The organism is Cellulomonas sp. (assembly GCF_017744555.1).
GTDB lineage: Bacteria > Actinomycetota > Actinomycetes > Actinomycetales > Cellulomonadaceae > Cellulomonas.
In genome coordinates this window covers 209,815-223,386 of sequence record NZ_JAGIBD010000002.1, presented here as the reverse complement: position 1 = coordinate 223,386, position 13,572 = coordinate 209,815, and the positions used below count along the sequence as shown (strand labels likewise).

Sequence of the window (13,572 nt, the reverse complement as noted above, 5' to 3'; positions counted from 1 at the left end):
CGTCCCGCCTCGTAGGCTGCACCGACCACCCGACCGGACGCGCGCAGCATCTGGGTTCGCCCCCTGGAGCCTTCAGCACCGTGATCTCGACCCTGCTCGTCCTCCACCCCTGGTTCGGGCCGGCCGCGTTCGCGCTACTCGTCGTCGGCGGACCGCTGCTCGGCCGCTGGCTCCTGGGTCGCCCGCTGCGTGTGTCGTGGGTCCTGTTCGGGCTGTCACTGGTCCCCGTCGTCGCGCTGACGCTCGTGCCGGTCCAGCGTGAGCTGTATGCGCGGTGCGTCGTCCAGTGGGCGCTGCCGACGTTCGGCCGCGTCGAGCTCATGGCGAACGTCCTGCTGTTCGTCCCGCCCGTCCTGCTCGCGGCCGTCGCGGTCCGGCGGCCCCTGGTCGCCCTGGCGGGCGGCGTCGTCGGGTCCGCGGTCGTCGAGGCATTGCAGGCGCTCGTTCCCGCGCTGGGGCGGTCCTGCGACACGAACGACTGGCTCTCCAACACCGTCGGGGCGCTGCTCGGCGCGGGCCTCGCACTCGTCGCGCTCCGTCTCGCACGGCGGGCGAGCGGTGACCCAGGCGGTGCCTGACGCCGGACGAGGTTCGTCCGCTCCGCGTCAGTCCGTCTGGACGCGGAGCACGGGGTAGTCGGCCGCGACCTGCTCGAACCGCTCGACCGGTTCGTGCCGGTCGACCGGGATGTGCGGGCGGGCGCCGGGGGCCAGCTCGAGGTAGCGCTTGAGGATGGGCGCGCGCTGCGCGACGGGGACCTCGACGAGCCGCACGTGCTCCGGTCGGGGGGAGTGGAGCACGGCCCGGCCGTCGTCGGCCTGCACGTTGCGCAGCCACTGGGCCGAGGTGCCGAGCATCGAGACGACGTACCGGTGGCCGCCCTGGCGCACGAGCACGAGCGGCAGACGGATCTGCTTGCCGGAGCCGCGTCCCCGCGTCTCGAGGGTGACGCCGCGCCCACCGAGGGTCAGGATCCCGTGGCGGTACTGCCACTCGCTCAGTGCGTTGAGCCAGCGCGCAAGACGGTTCGGCCGGCCGTCGGCGTACATCCAGCGCTTCGTGGAGTGCCAGGGTCGGAGACGGGTGCTCACGCCGGCCACAGCCCGTGCGTCGCCCAGACCGCCTCCATCGCCTGGGCCAGGACCGTGCCCGTGGTGACCAGCACGGTGACCGCGGCGACCACCAGCACGGCGCCCGCGACGCGTGCACCGGTCGTCGACGGTCGGCCTGGCCGCAGGAGGCCCCACACGACGGACAGGACGACGACGCCGAGCACGAAGATCGCGACGGCGAGCGCGTCCGACCCCTTGGCGTGGTGCTGGACCGCGGCCGGGAGCTCCTGGCCGGCGGACTGTGCCGACCTCGTGAGCTCGTCGAGCAGGTCACCGCCGACCTCACCGGCCCAGACGACGAGCGCCGCCGTCACGGCACCGACGACGACCAGGGGCCATCGCAGGGCGCGGCGGGTCGACGGACGCAGGGCGTAGACGAGCGCGAGGATCGAGGTCAGCGGTGCCACGATGATGACCAGATGGCCCGCGACGGCGTGAGGTGGCATGCTCATCTCCACGACTTTGGTACTTGGAGTTCCATGTCTCCTTCTGACCGTAGGGCCGTCGTCAGCGACGGTCAAGGCCGCCCGGCCCGCACCCGACGACCCCGCCGCAGCGACGCGGAGACGGGCCGGCTGATGCTGGACGCCGCGCTGGACCTCCTCGCGGCCGACGGCGTCACGGTCGCGCTCGACGGGCTGCAGCTCGAGGACGTCATCCGCCACGCCGACGTCTCGCGCACGTCGGCCTACCGGCGCTGGCCGACGCGCGAGGCGTTCCTCGAGGACGTGCTCGTCGAGCTCGCGCACGGGATCGAGCTCGCCGACGTCGGCCCGCGGATCGCCGCGGCTGCGGCTCCGCTGCTGGAGCACCGAGAGTCGCTGCACACCGAGCAGGGGCGGCGGGAGCTGTTCGTCGACCTGCTGCGCGTGTCGTTCCAGACGGACCTCGAGGCGATCTACGCGTCGCCGCAGTTCCAGACCTACCTCGCGCTGCGGGCCGCCTTCGTCGGCGTCCCGTCCGACGAGTTGCGCGGCAGGCTCGCCGCCGCCCTCGTGCACAGCGAACGACGCGCCGTCGCCCGAGGCTCGGTCATCCTGCTGGGTGCGTGCCGGCTCCTGGGGCTCCGACTCACCGGGCCGCTCGGCGCCGGTCCCGACGGGGCGGTCACCCTGGCGCGCGCGATCGCCGCCACCACCACGGGCTTCGTCGTCACCGCGCTGGCCGACCCCGACGTGCTGCGCGAGTCGCGGCGCGAGGCGCCGTTCGGGTCGACGCGCACGGCCGCATGGTCGCTGCCGGCGCTGACCCTCACCGGCCTCGTCCTCGCACACGTCGAACCCGACCCCCGCGGGCCGGACCTGGACGCCGGCACGCTCGAGGAGGCGCTGCAGGGCCTGGTCGCTGCCGGCGCGGCCGCGGCGGCCGGTGCCTGAGCGGAGGGTCGTCAGTGCACCGCGGCGAGCAGCACGCCGACCCCGACGAACAGGCCGCCGAACACCCGGTTGAGCGTCCGCCGCCCGGACTCGCTCGCAGTGAGCCGCACGAGCCCGCGGGCCGCGCTCGCGAACAGGAACCACATGACGACGACGTCGACCACGACGACGGTGGTCCCGATGAGCGTGTACTGCGGCACGAGCGGACGGTCGAGCCGCACGAACTGCGGCAGGAACGCGAGGAAGAAGACGATCGCCTTCGGGTTGGTGAGGTTCACGAGCAGACCGCGGCGGAGCATCGACCACGCCGGCTCACGCACCTCGTGGGCGACGGCACCGACGGTCGTCGACGCCCTGAACTGCCGGATCCCCAGGTAGATGAGGTAGGCCGCGCCGGCGTACCGGATCGCCTCGAACGCGACGTGCGAGCGGCTGACCAGCGCACCGACCCCGGCGGCGACGATCGCGATGTGCACCACGAGCGCGAGCTGCTGGCCGAGGATCCCCCAGATCGACCGCGTCCACCCCGACCCGAGCGAGTTCGACATCGTGTTGACGGCCCCGGCACCGGGCGTGCACGAGATGACGACGCAGGCGCCGAGCAGGGCGAGCCACAGGGACAGGCTCACGCGGGGCGCTCCGGGACGATCACGGGCGGCATCATCTCCCGCCGGCCGCGGCACGCGGAAACCGAATCGCGCCGGTCCGGTCACGCGTCGCCGAGGTGCTCCTTGGCCCACAGCGCGGCGCTCGTCCGGTCCGTCACGCCGAGCTGGCGGAAGACGTGCCCGACGTGCACCTTGACGGTCCGCTCCGCGATCCCGAGGGCGCGGGCGATCTGCTTGTTCGCCATGCCCTGCCCGAGCAGGCGCAGGACCTCGCGCTCCCGGGCGCTCAGCCGCTCGGCCGGAGAGACGGTCCGCGACGGCAGCAGCGCCCGCGCGACCCGCGGGTCGAGGGGTGCGTGGCCGAGCGCGGCCGATCGGACCGCCGCGACGAGGTCACGCGGGTCGCAGTCCTTGAGCAGGTAGCCGATCGCGCCCGCGGCCAGCGCGTCGGCGACGCGGGCGTGGTCGGAGAACGACGTGAGCACCACGACCTGCGCGTCGGGGCGCTGCGCGACGATCCTGCGGGTGGCCTCCACGCCGTCCAGCACGGGCATCGACAGGTCCATGAGCACGACGTCCGGCCGGAGCTCGGTGTCGAGCGCGACCGCCTGCTCACCGTCGGCCGCCTCCGCGACGACCCGCAGCCCCGGCGCCCCGTCGAGGAGCGTCGCGAGCCCGGAGCGCACCAGGTGGTGGTCGTCCGCGAGCAGCACCGTCACCTCGGCGTCAGTCATCGGTCTCCTTCGGCAGCGTGAGCCTCCAGCGGCAGCCGGCGCCCGGTGCCGTGGCCACCTCGAGGCGCGCACCGCCGGCGACGGCGACGTCCCGCAGGAGGCGCAGGCCGAAGTGTCCCTCGGCCGGGGCCGCGAGGACGGTCGGCGCGTCGAAGCCGAGCCCGTCGTCGACGACCTCCAGGACGGCGACACCCGCGTGCCGCGCGAGCCGCACCACGACGGTGCGGGCCTGCGCGTGCGTGACCGCGTTCCGGAGCGTCTCCTGCGCGACGCGGTAGACGAGGCGCTCCTGCTCGGGCGGCAGCCGCACCTCGTCGTCCGCGGGCAGGTCCAGCCGGACGTCGACGCCGCGCGAGGCGAGCCCGCCGACGAGGTCGCCCAGGGCGGCGCGGAGGCCGGAGTCCCGCAGGCTCGCCGGGTAGATGTCGACGAGCAGCGACCGCAGACCCCGGATGCTGGCCCGGACGGTCGCGGCCGCCTCGCGGACCGGCTCGGCCAGCTCGGGTGCCGCGGAACGCTCGACCCGGTCGGCGGTGCCGGCCAGCGCGAACGACGAGGCGGCGAGCTCCTGCACCACCCCGTCGTGCAGCGTCGCCGCGATCCGCCGGCGTTCCTGGTCCGACGCGTCGATCGCGCGCTGCAGCAGGACCTCGCGTTGCTGCTGCCCGCGCCGCAGCCGGTCCAGGAGCGTCCACAGCACGGGGAGCATGAGCACGACGAGCAGCAGGAGGCTGGTCAGGGTGATGCCCGCGAAGCCGCGCCAGATCGCGGTGGACCGTTCGGTGACCGCGTCGTACCGGCTGTACGTCTCGAGGAGCAGGACCGTGCCGTCGGGCGTCCACACCGGCCGGTAGACCTCGAGCAGCTTGCCCTGGCCGCGCTCGAACTCGTTCTCGGGCTCGTCGAGGTCGCTGACGTCGGCCTCCGTGGTGGGACGGACGAGCACGGCACGCTCGTCGGCGCCGAGGCCGAACGTGCGGCCGACGAGGCGGGGCTCGTCGGAGTACACGATCCGCCCGTCGGCGTCCCACAGCTTCACCCGGACGACGTCGTCGTCGAGCACGTGCTCGCGGACCACGGTGTCGAGCGCCGCCACCGCGGCCGGGTCGGACGTGACGATGCCGTCGAGCAGGACGGGCTGCACGACGGCGTCGGCGACGAGGTCCGTGCGCCGCGCGGCGTCGTTGACCGACTCCTGCTCCGCGATCCGGCGGCTCGCCGCCACGCCGAGCAGCGCGACCAGCACCAGGACGACCGTCGCGGCGGCGACCACCTGGCCGAACACGCGCCAGGTCCGGACCGGTCGCTGCGCGCCCACCGCGCCGTCCTCGCCGCCCTGGCTCAGCACGGTCCACGGGACGTCGGGACGCTCGTCGGCCGGGAGCACGACGCTCACCCTAGGTCCGTGCGGTCCGGTTCCCGGACGGGGCGCGGGTGCGTCAGTCGTCGCTGCCACGGCCACCGTGGTCGTCGCCGGCGTCGTGCCCGGAGCCGTCGTCGGAGCCGTGGGAGCCGGTGCCGTCGTCCGACCCGCTGCCGTCGTCCGACCCGCTGCCGTCGTCCGACCCGCCGGAGCCGCTGCCGGAGCCGCCGCCGTGGTGGCCCGAGCCGTCGGCCGTCGGGGCGGGAGCGGGAGCAGGGGTGCCGGTGCCGTTCGCGTCGCGGTCGTCGCCCGGCTCGGTGCGCAGGTCCCGGTCGAGCCGGCCGCCGTGGTCGTCGATCACGGCCTGGCTCGGCGGGGAGACGGGGACGGACGGCTGCAGGCTGCTGTTGCCGGCCAGGCCCGCGGCGGCGGGGATCGCGGCGAACATCGCGGCTCCGGTGAAGATGAGCAGGCGCTTCATGGGGACTCCTCGGTCGGGCTCGTGCGGTCAGGAGTCCTTTCTCCCGCCCGCGCGGTCGGCCTCGCCATCGGACCTTGGTACTAGTACCTGCGGGCGCGCGCCCCCTTGGGCGGCTGGGTCGCGCCGTCGGCCCTCAGCCCTCCGCGACCCGCGCGAGCAGCGCGACGAGCTGGCGCTGCTCGGCCGCGGAGAGCGGCGCGAGGACCTCCCGCTGGATGCCGTCGAGCACGTCGTCGAGCGCCCGGAGCGCGTCCTGACCGGCCGTCGTCAGCGTGACGATGTTGCGCCGCTTGTGGTCGGGGTCGACGCGGCGCTCGACCAGGCCGCGCCCCTCGAGCAGGAGCAGGGCGGCGGTCACGTCGCTGCGGTCGATGCCGGTGTCGCGCCCGAGGTCGGCCTGGCTCGCGGGCCCGAACTGCTCGAGCGCGGCGAGCAGCCGGTAGTGGTAGCCGCGCAGGCCGTTGCCGCCGGCCTCGAATCCGGCGTGGAGGATCGCGACCGAGCGGGCGTGCGCGCGGCTGAGGAGCCACGTCGGTCGGTCCTTGAGGCGGTCGGGGGTGCGGCGGACCTGGTCGTGACGGAGGGGCACGGACTGAGCCTACCCATTGTTGGACGCGCCAACATCGTCTATGTTGGCGGCATCAACATTGGCGACGCCAACAAAGGAGTCCACGATGACCAGCACGGTGCAGCCCACTCGTCCCCGCGTCCTCGTCGTCGGCCGCAGCCCCGGCGTGCTGGAGGACGCCGTCGACCTCCTGCGGTCGAAGGGCTACCGCGCGGACGCGACGAACGTGTACGGCCGCCTGCTCGACGACTACGACGTCGCCCGGCTCGACCTCCTGGTCTTCGGCGGCATGGTCCCTCCCGACGCCAAGCAGCAGCTGCGCGACGAGATCTCCCGCCGCAACGAGCGCGTGCGGTTCGTCCAGGGCCTCGCCGGCATCCCCGGGGTGATCGCAGCGCAGGTCGAGCAGGCCGTCGCCGGCGAACCCGACGACCGGTGCCGCGTGACGTACGACGCGCAAGAGCGCTCGTTCGTCCTCGACCTCGACGTCGACAAGCCGGTCACCGTCGTCCTCGACGCGTTCTGGGCGACGGGCTTCACGCCGCCCGAGCCGACGAGCACGCAGGCGCAGGTGTTCGCCGGGCAGCTCGGTCGCGGGCGGCACGTGATCCCGCTGCCCGACGCGGTGCCGACCCGGGCGGCCTTCGCGGCGGTCACCGTCGGTCCCCACGTCGAGGTGCTCACCGTCGGCGCGACACCGTCGGGCGTCGCGCAGCTCGTCGCACCGCCGTCGCCGGACGGCCGGTTCCCCGACGTGCGCGCCGTCACGACCCGCGGTGGGCTGGACGCATGAGCGGCACCGCCCCGTCGCCGAGCACGCTCCCCGCGCAGCGGCTGGTGAACAGGCTGGTGCGCGGCCTGCTGCACGTCCCCGGGGTCTCGCGGGTCGTCGGCCGCCGGCTGGTGACGCTGTACGTCGTCGGGCGCAGCAGCGGGCGCACGTACACGATCCCGGTCGCCTACGAGCCGGACGGCGACGACCTGCTGGTCGGCTCGTCGTTCGCGTGGGCGCGCAACCTGCGCACCGGCGACCGGGTCGCCGTCCTGCTGCGCGGGCGCCGCCGGTGGTGCGACGTCGACGTGCAGGTCGGCCAGGACGAGGTCGTGACGGCGTACGCGCAGATGGCGCGCGCGAACCCGGCGTTCGCGTCGTTCAACCACATCCGTCGCGGCGAGCACGGCGAGCCGGACCGGGACGACCTCGTGACGGCCTGGCGCGGGGGCGCCCGGGTGCTGCGCCTGACGCCACGGCGGGGCGGCTGACGTCGCGAGGTGAGCGAGCGCGCGTCGCAGTGCGCACCACGCTCTGGATGGTGGACGGGGGACAACCCCCGTCCGTCCGGCGGTGAGCCCCGTGTCCGTCGGGTCGCCGGACCCGCGACGCTTGTCCCCATGAGCACCACGATCTTCTCCGGCCGCACCTGGCGCGAGTACGTCTTCCACTGGGCCGCCCTGTTCCTGGCGCCGTTCGGGCTCGCGTACGTGCTGCTCGTCCCGTCGCTCGCCGCCGGGCTGGTGGTCACGGTCGTCGGCCTGTTCCTCGTCGGCGGCCTCGTGCTCGGTGCGCGGGGCTGGGGTGCGGCCTGGCGCGGACTGGCGGGAGGGCTGCTCGACGAGCACGTCGCGGCACCGCCGGCGTTCGTCCGCCCGCGCGGGTTCTGGCGCTCGCTCGGCGCGATGCTGTTCGACAGCACCGGATGGCGTGCGCTGCTGTTCATGTTCGTGACGTCCCCGCTGGCGATCTTCTCGTTCGTCGTCTCGACGACGTTCCTCGCGATCGGCCTGGGCGGCGTGACGTACTGGCTGTGGTGGAGGTGGCTGCCGGAGCAGACCATGGCGGACGGCACCGTGCACCGCGGCTTCTCGATCATGTTCGGCGACGACCGGTACTGGTTCGCCGACAGCCCGTCGCGCGTCCTGGTCGTGGCGCTCGGCGGTGTCGCGTTCCTCGCGCTCTGGCCGTTCCTCAACCACGGCCTCGCGAGCCTCTTCCGGATGCTGACCCGCGGCCTGCTCGGCCCGACGTCGGGTGCGATCCGGGTCGCCCAGCTCCGGGCGTCGCGCGCCGCGGCCGTCGAGGACGCCGACGCGCGTCTGCGCCGCATCGAGCGCGACCTGCACGACGGCACCCAGGCGCGACTCGTCGCCGTCGCGATGCAGCTCGGCGAGGCGCAGGACCTCCTCGCGACCGGCGGGGACACCGCGCTCGCGGCCGACCTGCTCGACACCGCGCACACGTCGACCAAGGAGGCGCTCGTCGAGCTCCGGGAGATCGCGCGCGGCATCCACCCGCCCGCGCTCGACGACGGCCTCGCCGTCGCGCTCGAGACGTTCGCGGCGCGTGTGCCGCTGCCCGTCTCCGTGCACGTCGACCCGGCCCTGGAGCACGACGGCGGGATCTCGCCGGCCGTCCGCTCGATCGCGTACTTCACGGCCGCCGAGCTGCTGACGAACGCGGCCAAGCACGCCGGTGCGACCCGCGCGTCGTTGACGGTCGACCGTCCGGACGCCGACACCCTGCACCTGCGCGTGCACGACGACGGCCGCGGCGGGGCCGTCGTGGTGCACGGCGGTCAGGACGGGCAGCGCACCGGACTGGCGGGACTGACCGAGCGGATCGCGACCGTCGACGGCGCCTTCGCGCTGACCAGCCCGGTCGGTGGGCCTACGGTCGTCGACGTGACGCTGCCGACCTCCACGCGCCCGTGACGCCCGACCCTGGCCCGGACACGACGCCGCTGCGCATCGTGGTCGCCGAGGACTCGGTCATCCTCCGCGACGGGCTCGTCGCGCTCCTGGCCCGGCGCGGGCACGACGTCGTCGCGGTCGGTGACGGCGACGCGCTCGTCCGCTCGGTCACGGAAGCCGGCGCCCTCCCCGACGTCGTGATCGCCGACATCCGGATGCCGCCGACGTTCACCGACGAGGGCATGCGAGCGGCCACCACGCTCCGCGCCCAGTTCCCGACGCTCCCCGTGCTGGTGTTCTCGCAGTACGTCGAGACCCGGTACGCCACGCAGCTGCTCGCGGGCGGGGCGGGCGGCGTGGGGTACCTGCTCAAGGACCGGGTCGCCGAGGTGCGCGACTTCCTCGACGCCGTCCGGCGGGTCGCCGCCGGCCAGACCGTGCTCGACCCCGAGGTGGTGACACAGCTGATGGGCACGACCACCACCGACCCGGGGATCGCGCGGCTGACCCCGCGCGAGCGCGAGGTCCTCGAGCTCATGGCCGAGGGCCGGTCCAACGGGGCGATCGCCGAGCGGCTGTTCCTCTCCTACGGGGCGGTCGAGAAGAACGTGGCCCAGATCTTCACGAAGCTCGGCCTGGAGGCCGACGCCGCCGACCACCGCCGCGTGCTCGCGGTCCTGCGCTACCTGGGCGCCTAAGGGGGCAACGAGCGCGCCCGACGACGGGTCGGGCGCGCGGGTCCTATCATCACCGCGCAGGTCAGGACGGCCTGTCGCGGCGACGAGGCCGGAGGTGCCCCATGGCGCAGGACGCACGGCCGCACGTGGTCGTCGTCGGGTCGGGGTTCGGCGGGTCCGTCGCGGCGCTGCGGCTGTCCGAGAAGGGCTACCGCGTCACCGTCCTGGAGGCCGGTCGGCGGTTCACACCCGAGACGCTGCCGCGCACGTCGTGGGACGTCCGCCGCTTCCTGTGGGCTCCCCGGCTCGGCTGCCGCGGCATCCAGCGCATCCACCTGCTGCCCGACGTCGTGGTGCTCGCCGGGGCCGGGGTGGGCGGCGGGTCGCTCGTCTACGCGAACACCCTCTACGAGCCGCAGTCCGACGCGTTCTACGCCGACCCGCAGTGGGCCGGCCTCACCGACTGGCGTGACGAGCTCGCACCGCACTACGACCAGGCGCGACGCATGCTCGGCGTCGTCGAGAACCCCACGGACTCGCCGGCCGACGAGGTCGTCAAGGCCGCGGCCCGGGAGCTCGGCGTCGCCGCGACGTACCGGCGGGCGCCCGTCGGGGTCGTCTTCGGGGACCCGGGTGAGGCGGTGCCCGACCCGTTCTTCGGGGGCGTCGGGCCGGAGCGGCGCGCGTGCCTGCAGTGCGGCGAGTGCATGACCGGGTGCCGGCACGGCGCGAAGAACACGCTCGAGACGAACTACCTGTGGCTCGCCGAGCGGGCGGGCGCGCGCATCGTCCCCGACACCACCGTGGACGCGGTCCGGCCGCGCGACGACGGCCGCTATGAGGTCGTGACACGGCAGACCGGTGGCCGGCGGCACGCGCGACCGCTCGTCGCGGACCAGGTCGTCATGGCCGCGGGGGCGTGGGGGACGCAGGCGCTGCTGCACCGGATGCGGGCGTCAGGTGTCCTGCCCGGGTTGTCGTCCACGCTCGGCCGGCTGACCAGGACGAACTCCGAGGCGCTCGGCGGTGCCGTCCGGCGGGCGCGCGCGGCCCGGGGCGCCACCCCGCTGAACAGCGGCGTCGCGATCACGTCCTCCGTGTGGCTCGACGAGCGCACCCACCTGGAGCCCGTGCGGTACGGGCGCGGGTCGAACCTCATGGGTCTGCTCGGGACGGTGCTGACCGACGGCGGCGGGCGGGTGCCGCGGCCGGTGCGGTGGCTCGGGCAGGTCGTCCGGCACCCGGGTCAGGTGGTCTCGTTCCTGGTCGGGATGGGGTCGTGGTCCGAGCGGACGGTCATCGGGCTCGTCATGCAGACCGGCGACTCGTCGATCACCGTGGCGCCCCGGCGGACGTGGCGGGGTCGCTGGCGGCTGACGTCCCGGCCCGGCGACGGCGAGCCCACCCCGACCTGGATCCCGCAGGCCAACGAGGCGTACCGGGCGATGGCGCGGCAGGTCGGCGGGTTCCCGATGAGCAGCGTGGGCGAGGTCGTCGACATCCCCATGACGGCCCACTTCATCGGCGGCTGCGTGATCGGTGCGTCACCGGCGGACGGTGTGGTCGACGCCTACCACCGAGTGTTCGGCTACCCCGGGCTGCACGTCATGGACGGGTCGACGGTCTCCGCGAACCTCGGCGTCAACCCGTCGCTCACCATCACCGCGCAGGCCGAGCGGGCGTGCGCGCTCTGGCCGAACGCGGGCGAGGCCGACCCTCGACCGCCCCTGGGTGAGCCGTACCGGCGGATCTCGGCCGTGGCACCGCGCCGGCCCGTGGTCCCGGCCACGGCCCTCGGGGCGCTGAGGCTGACGGTCCTGCGCCGGGAGCGGTGAGGGGGCAGACCCCACCACCGACCGGTCGGTCCACCCCACCGACGAGCGTGCCGTCGGCGGGAGACGATGACGGCCCCCGTCCGACCGACCGCTGGGATACTCTGTGCCGAACCCCGTCACCTCATCTCCCGCCCGCGTGCCCGTCGCGCTGACCGCGCTCACCGCGGCGCTCGCCGTCGCGTTCGTCGTGGCGCCGCGCACGCTCGCCGCGAGCGGTGCACAGGCCTACGCCGGCAGCGCGGAGCTCACCGCGTCCGCCCGCTCGGCGTTCGTCGAGTACTGGACGGCCGGCGTCGCCGGCTTCACGCCGGCGCTGGACGGCGTCGTCGGCTACTGGTCCCGGTACCACCTGGCCAAGGCGGCCATCGCGGCGGGGCTGCTCGCCGTGCTCGTGGCACTGGGTGCCCGGACGTGGCAGGCGTTCGCCCGCCCAGGACGACGGGCGGCCGCGCGGTGGGCGCTCGCCGCGGCTGGGGTCGCCGTCACGGTGCTCGGGGTGTTCTCCGGGGCGGTCGTGCTGGCGAACGTGCAGGGTGCCGTGGTGCCGTTCGCGTCGCTGCTGCCGATGGCGGTGTCGGACGGTGGGGTGTCGGACGGTGGGGTGGCGGACGGCGGGTTGGCCGAGACGGTGCGGACCTCGCTCGCCGACGGGCGGACGTCGCCCGCGCTCGACGCGATGATCGGCGACTTCGCACGCTTCCACCTCGTGCTCGCCGTGCTGGCTGCCGTCGTGGTGGCCGTCCTCGTCGTGAGCAGCGTCGTGCTCTGGCGGAGGCGCGCGGCGACACTCGACGTGCGGGCGCGACGCGTGCTGGCCACGTTCGGTGTCCTCTGGGCCGTGCTGGCCGCGGGGGTGGGGGTCCTGGCGCTCGCGAACGCGAGCACGGCCGCGGACCCGGCGCCCGCGTTCCAGGCGTTCGTCGACGGCGGGTGGTGACGACCGTCAGCGACGGGGCTCGCGGACGAGCGGGGCGGGGAACCGGACGCCGACGGTGGTCCCGTCGAGCCACGCGGTGAGCCGGTCCGCCTCCGCGTCGATCGCGGCACGGGCGTCCCGGCCGACGTCGTCGAGCAGCACGAGCTGCACGTCCCCGGCCGGCGTCACGGTCCAGCCGCCGACGATGCGCCCGTCGACCCAGATGGTCGCGCCGCCGTTGCCGGTCGAGTCGAAGATCTGGGCCTTGTGCGGGCCGAGGTACCAGTCGCGCTCGAACCAGCCCATCGTGGTCGGGTCGAGCGCGGGCAGCAGGGCGACCCAGGGCTCGACCGGGCCGACGGGGTCGACGTCGTCGGGCAGCACGTAGCCGGTGCCCACGCCGTCGAGGTCCACGGCGACCGCGCCGGCGTCGCGCAGCGACGCCCGCACGGCCGTGAGCGTCGAGCCGAGCCACCACTTGAGGTCCACCTCGGTGGCGGGACCGAACGTCCGCAGCCAGCGGGCGACGAGCGCGGCCCGGGCCTGCGCCTCGGGGACGGGCTCCGGACGTCCGCCGCCGAGCCAGTCGTCCATGAGCGCCCACGTCGGACGGGACGTGCCCCACGCTCCCTGGTTGGTCGCCCGGACCACCGTGCCGGCGGCGGACAGGCACGTCAGCACCCGACCGACCACGGCGACCTTCCCGCCCCACGACTTGCCCACCCCGTACTCGATGGACCCGTCGAGCAGGGGCACGCGGGTGCGCAGCTCGGTGGTCGTCAGCGGCCCGTCAGCGAGCTCCCGCACCACCGCGGCCTCGGCGTCGGCCAGCCAGCGCACGCCGTCGTCCACGAGACCGGCCGCGGCGACCTCCTTGGCGAGCCGCCGCCGCTCGGTGTCGGCGACCCGGTCGCTCGCCGCCGCCTGCACGACGGGCAGCAGGTCGCGCGGGACCGCGAAGAGGGTCCGGCGCATCGCCATGTGCTTGACGAGCGTCCGCTCCTCGTACAGCGCGCGCTCGAGGTCCTTCACGTGGAACCCGTCGACCCGGGCCCACGCCGACAGGAACAGCCCGGCGGGGTCGGTGCCGTGCAGCACGACCATCGCGTCGGCGGCAGCCTCCACCGTCGCGGCCCGTGTCGTGGGGGTGATCGCGTGCCGGCGGGCGAGCCGGGCGCGGCGCTCGTCGTCGTCGAGGTGCGGCGTCACCCCGT

Annotated in this window: 16 protein-coding genes; 8 read left to right on the top strand and 8 right to left on the bottom strand. The window is 74.8% G+C overall.

Annotation, left to right across the window (positions count from 1 at the left end):
* Window positions 1-80: 80 nt before the first annotated feature.
* Window positions 81-578 carry a VanZ family protein gene (locus tag J7523_RS03235; RefSeq protein WP_291882173.1) on the top strand — a complete coding sequence of 166 codons (498 nt, stop codon included), beginning with the start codon at window positions 81-83 and terminating at the stop codon, window positions 576-578.
* 27 nt (window positions 579-605) lie between these two features.
* Here J7523_RS03235 and J7523_RS03230 read toward each other — a convergent pair whose 3' ends face one another.
* Both J7523_RS03230 and J7523_RS03225 read right to left on the bottom strand, forming a co-directional pair.
* Entirely contained in the window at window positions 606-1,091 is a 486-nt protein-coding gene (locus J7523_RS03230; RefSeq protein WP_291882169.1) for a nitroreductase/quinone reductase family protein, read from the bottom strand.
* Entirely contained in the window at window positions 1,088-1,564 is a 477-nt protein-coding gene (locus J7523_RS03225; RefSeq protein ID WP_291882166.1) for a hypothetical protein, read from the bottom strand. Before J7523_RS03225 ends, J7523_RS03230 begins: the two co-directional genes overlap by 4 nt.
* A 126-nt stretch (window positions 1,565-1,690) precedes the next feature.
* Between J7523_RS03225 and J7523_RS03220 the strand changes: the two genes are divergently transcribed.
* Entirely contained in the window at window positions 1,691-2,488 is a 798-nt protein-coding gene (locus J7523_RS03220; protein WP_291882163.1) for a TetR family transcriptional regulator, read from the top strand.
* Window positions 2,489-2,499: 11 nt separating this feature from the next.
* Here J7523_RS03220 and J7523_RS03215 read toward each other — a convergent pair whose 3' ends face one another.
* From J7523_RS03215 to J7523_RS03195, 5 genes are all read right to left on the bottom strand, one after another.
* Window positions 2,500-3,117, bottom strand: a complete 618-nt coding sequence (locus tag J7523_RS03215) for a LysE family transporter (RefSeq protein ID WP_291882160.1) — start codon at window positions 3,115-3,117, stop codon at window positions 2,500-2,502.
* An 80-nt stretch (window positions 3,118-3,197) separates the two neighbouring features.
* Window positions 3,198-3,830: a response regulator transcription factor gene (locus J7523_RS03210; RefSeq protein WP_291882155.1), complete on the bottom strand. Its 633-nt coding sequence runs from the start codon at window positions 3,828-3,830 to the stop codon at window positions 3,198-3,200.
* Window positions 3,823-5,226: a histidine kinase gene (locus J7523_RS03205; RefSeq protein ID WP_291882152.1), complete on the bottom strand. Its 1,404-nt coding sequence runs from the start codon at window positions 5,224-5,226 to the stop codon at window positions 3,823-3,825. Before J7523_RS03205 ends, J7523_RS03210 begins: the two co-directional genes overlap by 8 nt.
* 43 nt (window positions 5,227-5,269) lie before the next feature.
* Window positions 5,270-5,674, bottom strand: coding sequence for a hypothetical protein (locus tag J7523_RS03200; protein ID WP_291882150.1), 405 nt, complete (start codon window positions 5,672-5,674; stop codon window positions 5,270-5,272).
* Between the two features lie 133 nt (window positions 5,675-5,807).
* Complete coding sequence (locus J7523_RS03195; protein WP_291882148.1) at window positions 5,808-6,263, bottom strand: MarR family transcriptional regulator; 456 nt, start codon at window positions 6,261-6,263, stop codon at window positions 5,808-5,810.
* 85 nt (window positions 6,264-6,348) lie between these two features.
* Between J7523_RS03195 and J7523_RS03190 the strand changes: the two genes are divergently transcribed.
* The 6 genes from J7523_RS03190 to J7523_RS03165 all read left to right on the top strand — a co-directional run bounded on the left by J7523_RS03190 (window position 6,349) and on the right by J7523_RS03165 (window position 12,379).
* A complete protein-coding gene (locus J7523_RS03190) occupies window positions 6,349-7,035 on the top strand; it encodes a hypothetical protein (protein WP_291882145.1) in 687 nt (228 codons plus the stop codon).
* Entirely contained in the window at window positions 7,032-7,505 is a 474-nt protein-coding gene (locus J7523_RS03185; RefSeq protein WP_291882143.1) for a nitroreductase/quinone reductase family protein, read from the top strand. Before J7523_RS03190 ends, J7523_RS03185 begins: the two co-directional genes overlap by 4 nt.
* Window positions 7,506-7,634: 129 nt before the next feature.
* The gene (locus J7523_RS03180; protein ID WP_291882140.1) at window positions 7,635-8,951 is read left to right on the top strand and encodes a sensor domain-containing protein; all 1,317 of its coding nucleotides are present in this window, start codon (window positions 7,635-7,637) and stop codon (window positions 8,949-8,951) included.
* 29 nt (window positions 8,952-8,980) lie between these two features.
* On the top strand, window positions 8,981-9,628 hold the full coding sequence (locus tag J7523_RS03175) for a response regulator transcription factor (RefSeq protein WP_291882314.1): 648 nt from the start codon (window positions 8,981-8,983) through the stop codon (window positions 9,626-9,628).
* 101 nt (window positions 9,629-9,729) lie between these two features.
* The gene (locus J7523_RS03170) at window positions 9,730-11,442 is read left to right on the top strand and encodes a GMC family oxidoreductase (protein ID WP_291882137.1); all 1,713 of its coding nucleotides are present in this window, start codon (window positions 9,730-9,732) and stop codon (window positions 11,440-11,442) included.
* 103 nt (window positions 11,443-11,545) lie between these two features.
* Window positions 11,546-12,379 carry a hypothetical protein gene (locus J7523_RS03165; RefSeq protein ID WP_291882135.1) on the top strand — a complete coding sequence of 278 codons (834 nt, stop codon included), beginning with the start codon at window positions 11,546-11,548 and terminating at the stop codon, window positions 12,377-12,379.
* Between the two features lie 6 nt (window positions 12,380-12,385).
* On the opposite strand, the gene J7523_RS03160 is transcribed toward J7523_RS03165, so the two are convergent.
* Entirely contained in the window at window positions 12,386-13,567 is a 1,182-nt protein-coding gene (locus tag J7523_RS03160; protein WP_291882133.1) for a winged helix DNA-binding domain-containing protein, read from the bottom strand.
* Between the last annotated feature and the right edge of the window lie 5 nt (window positions 13,568-13,572).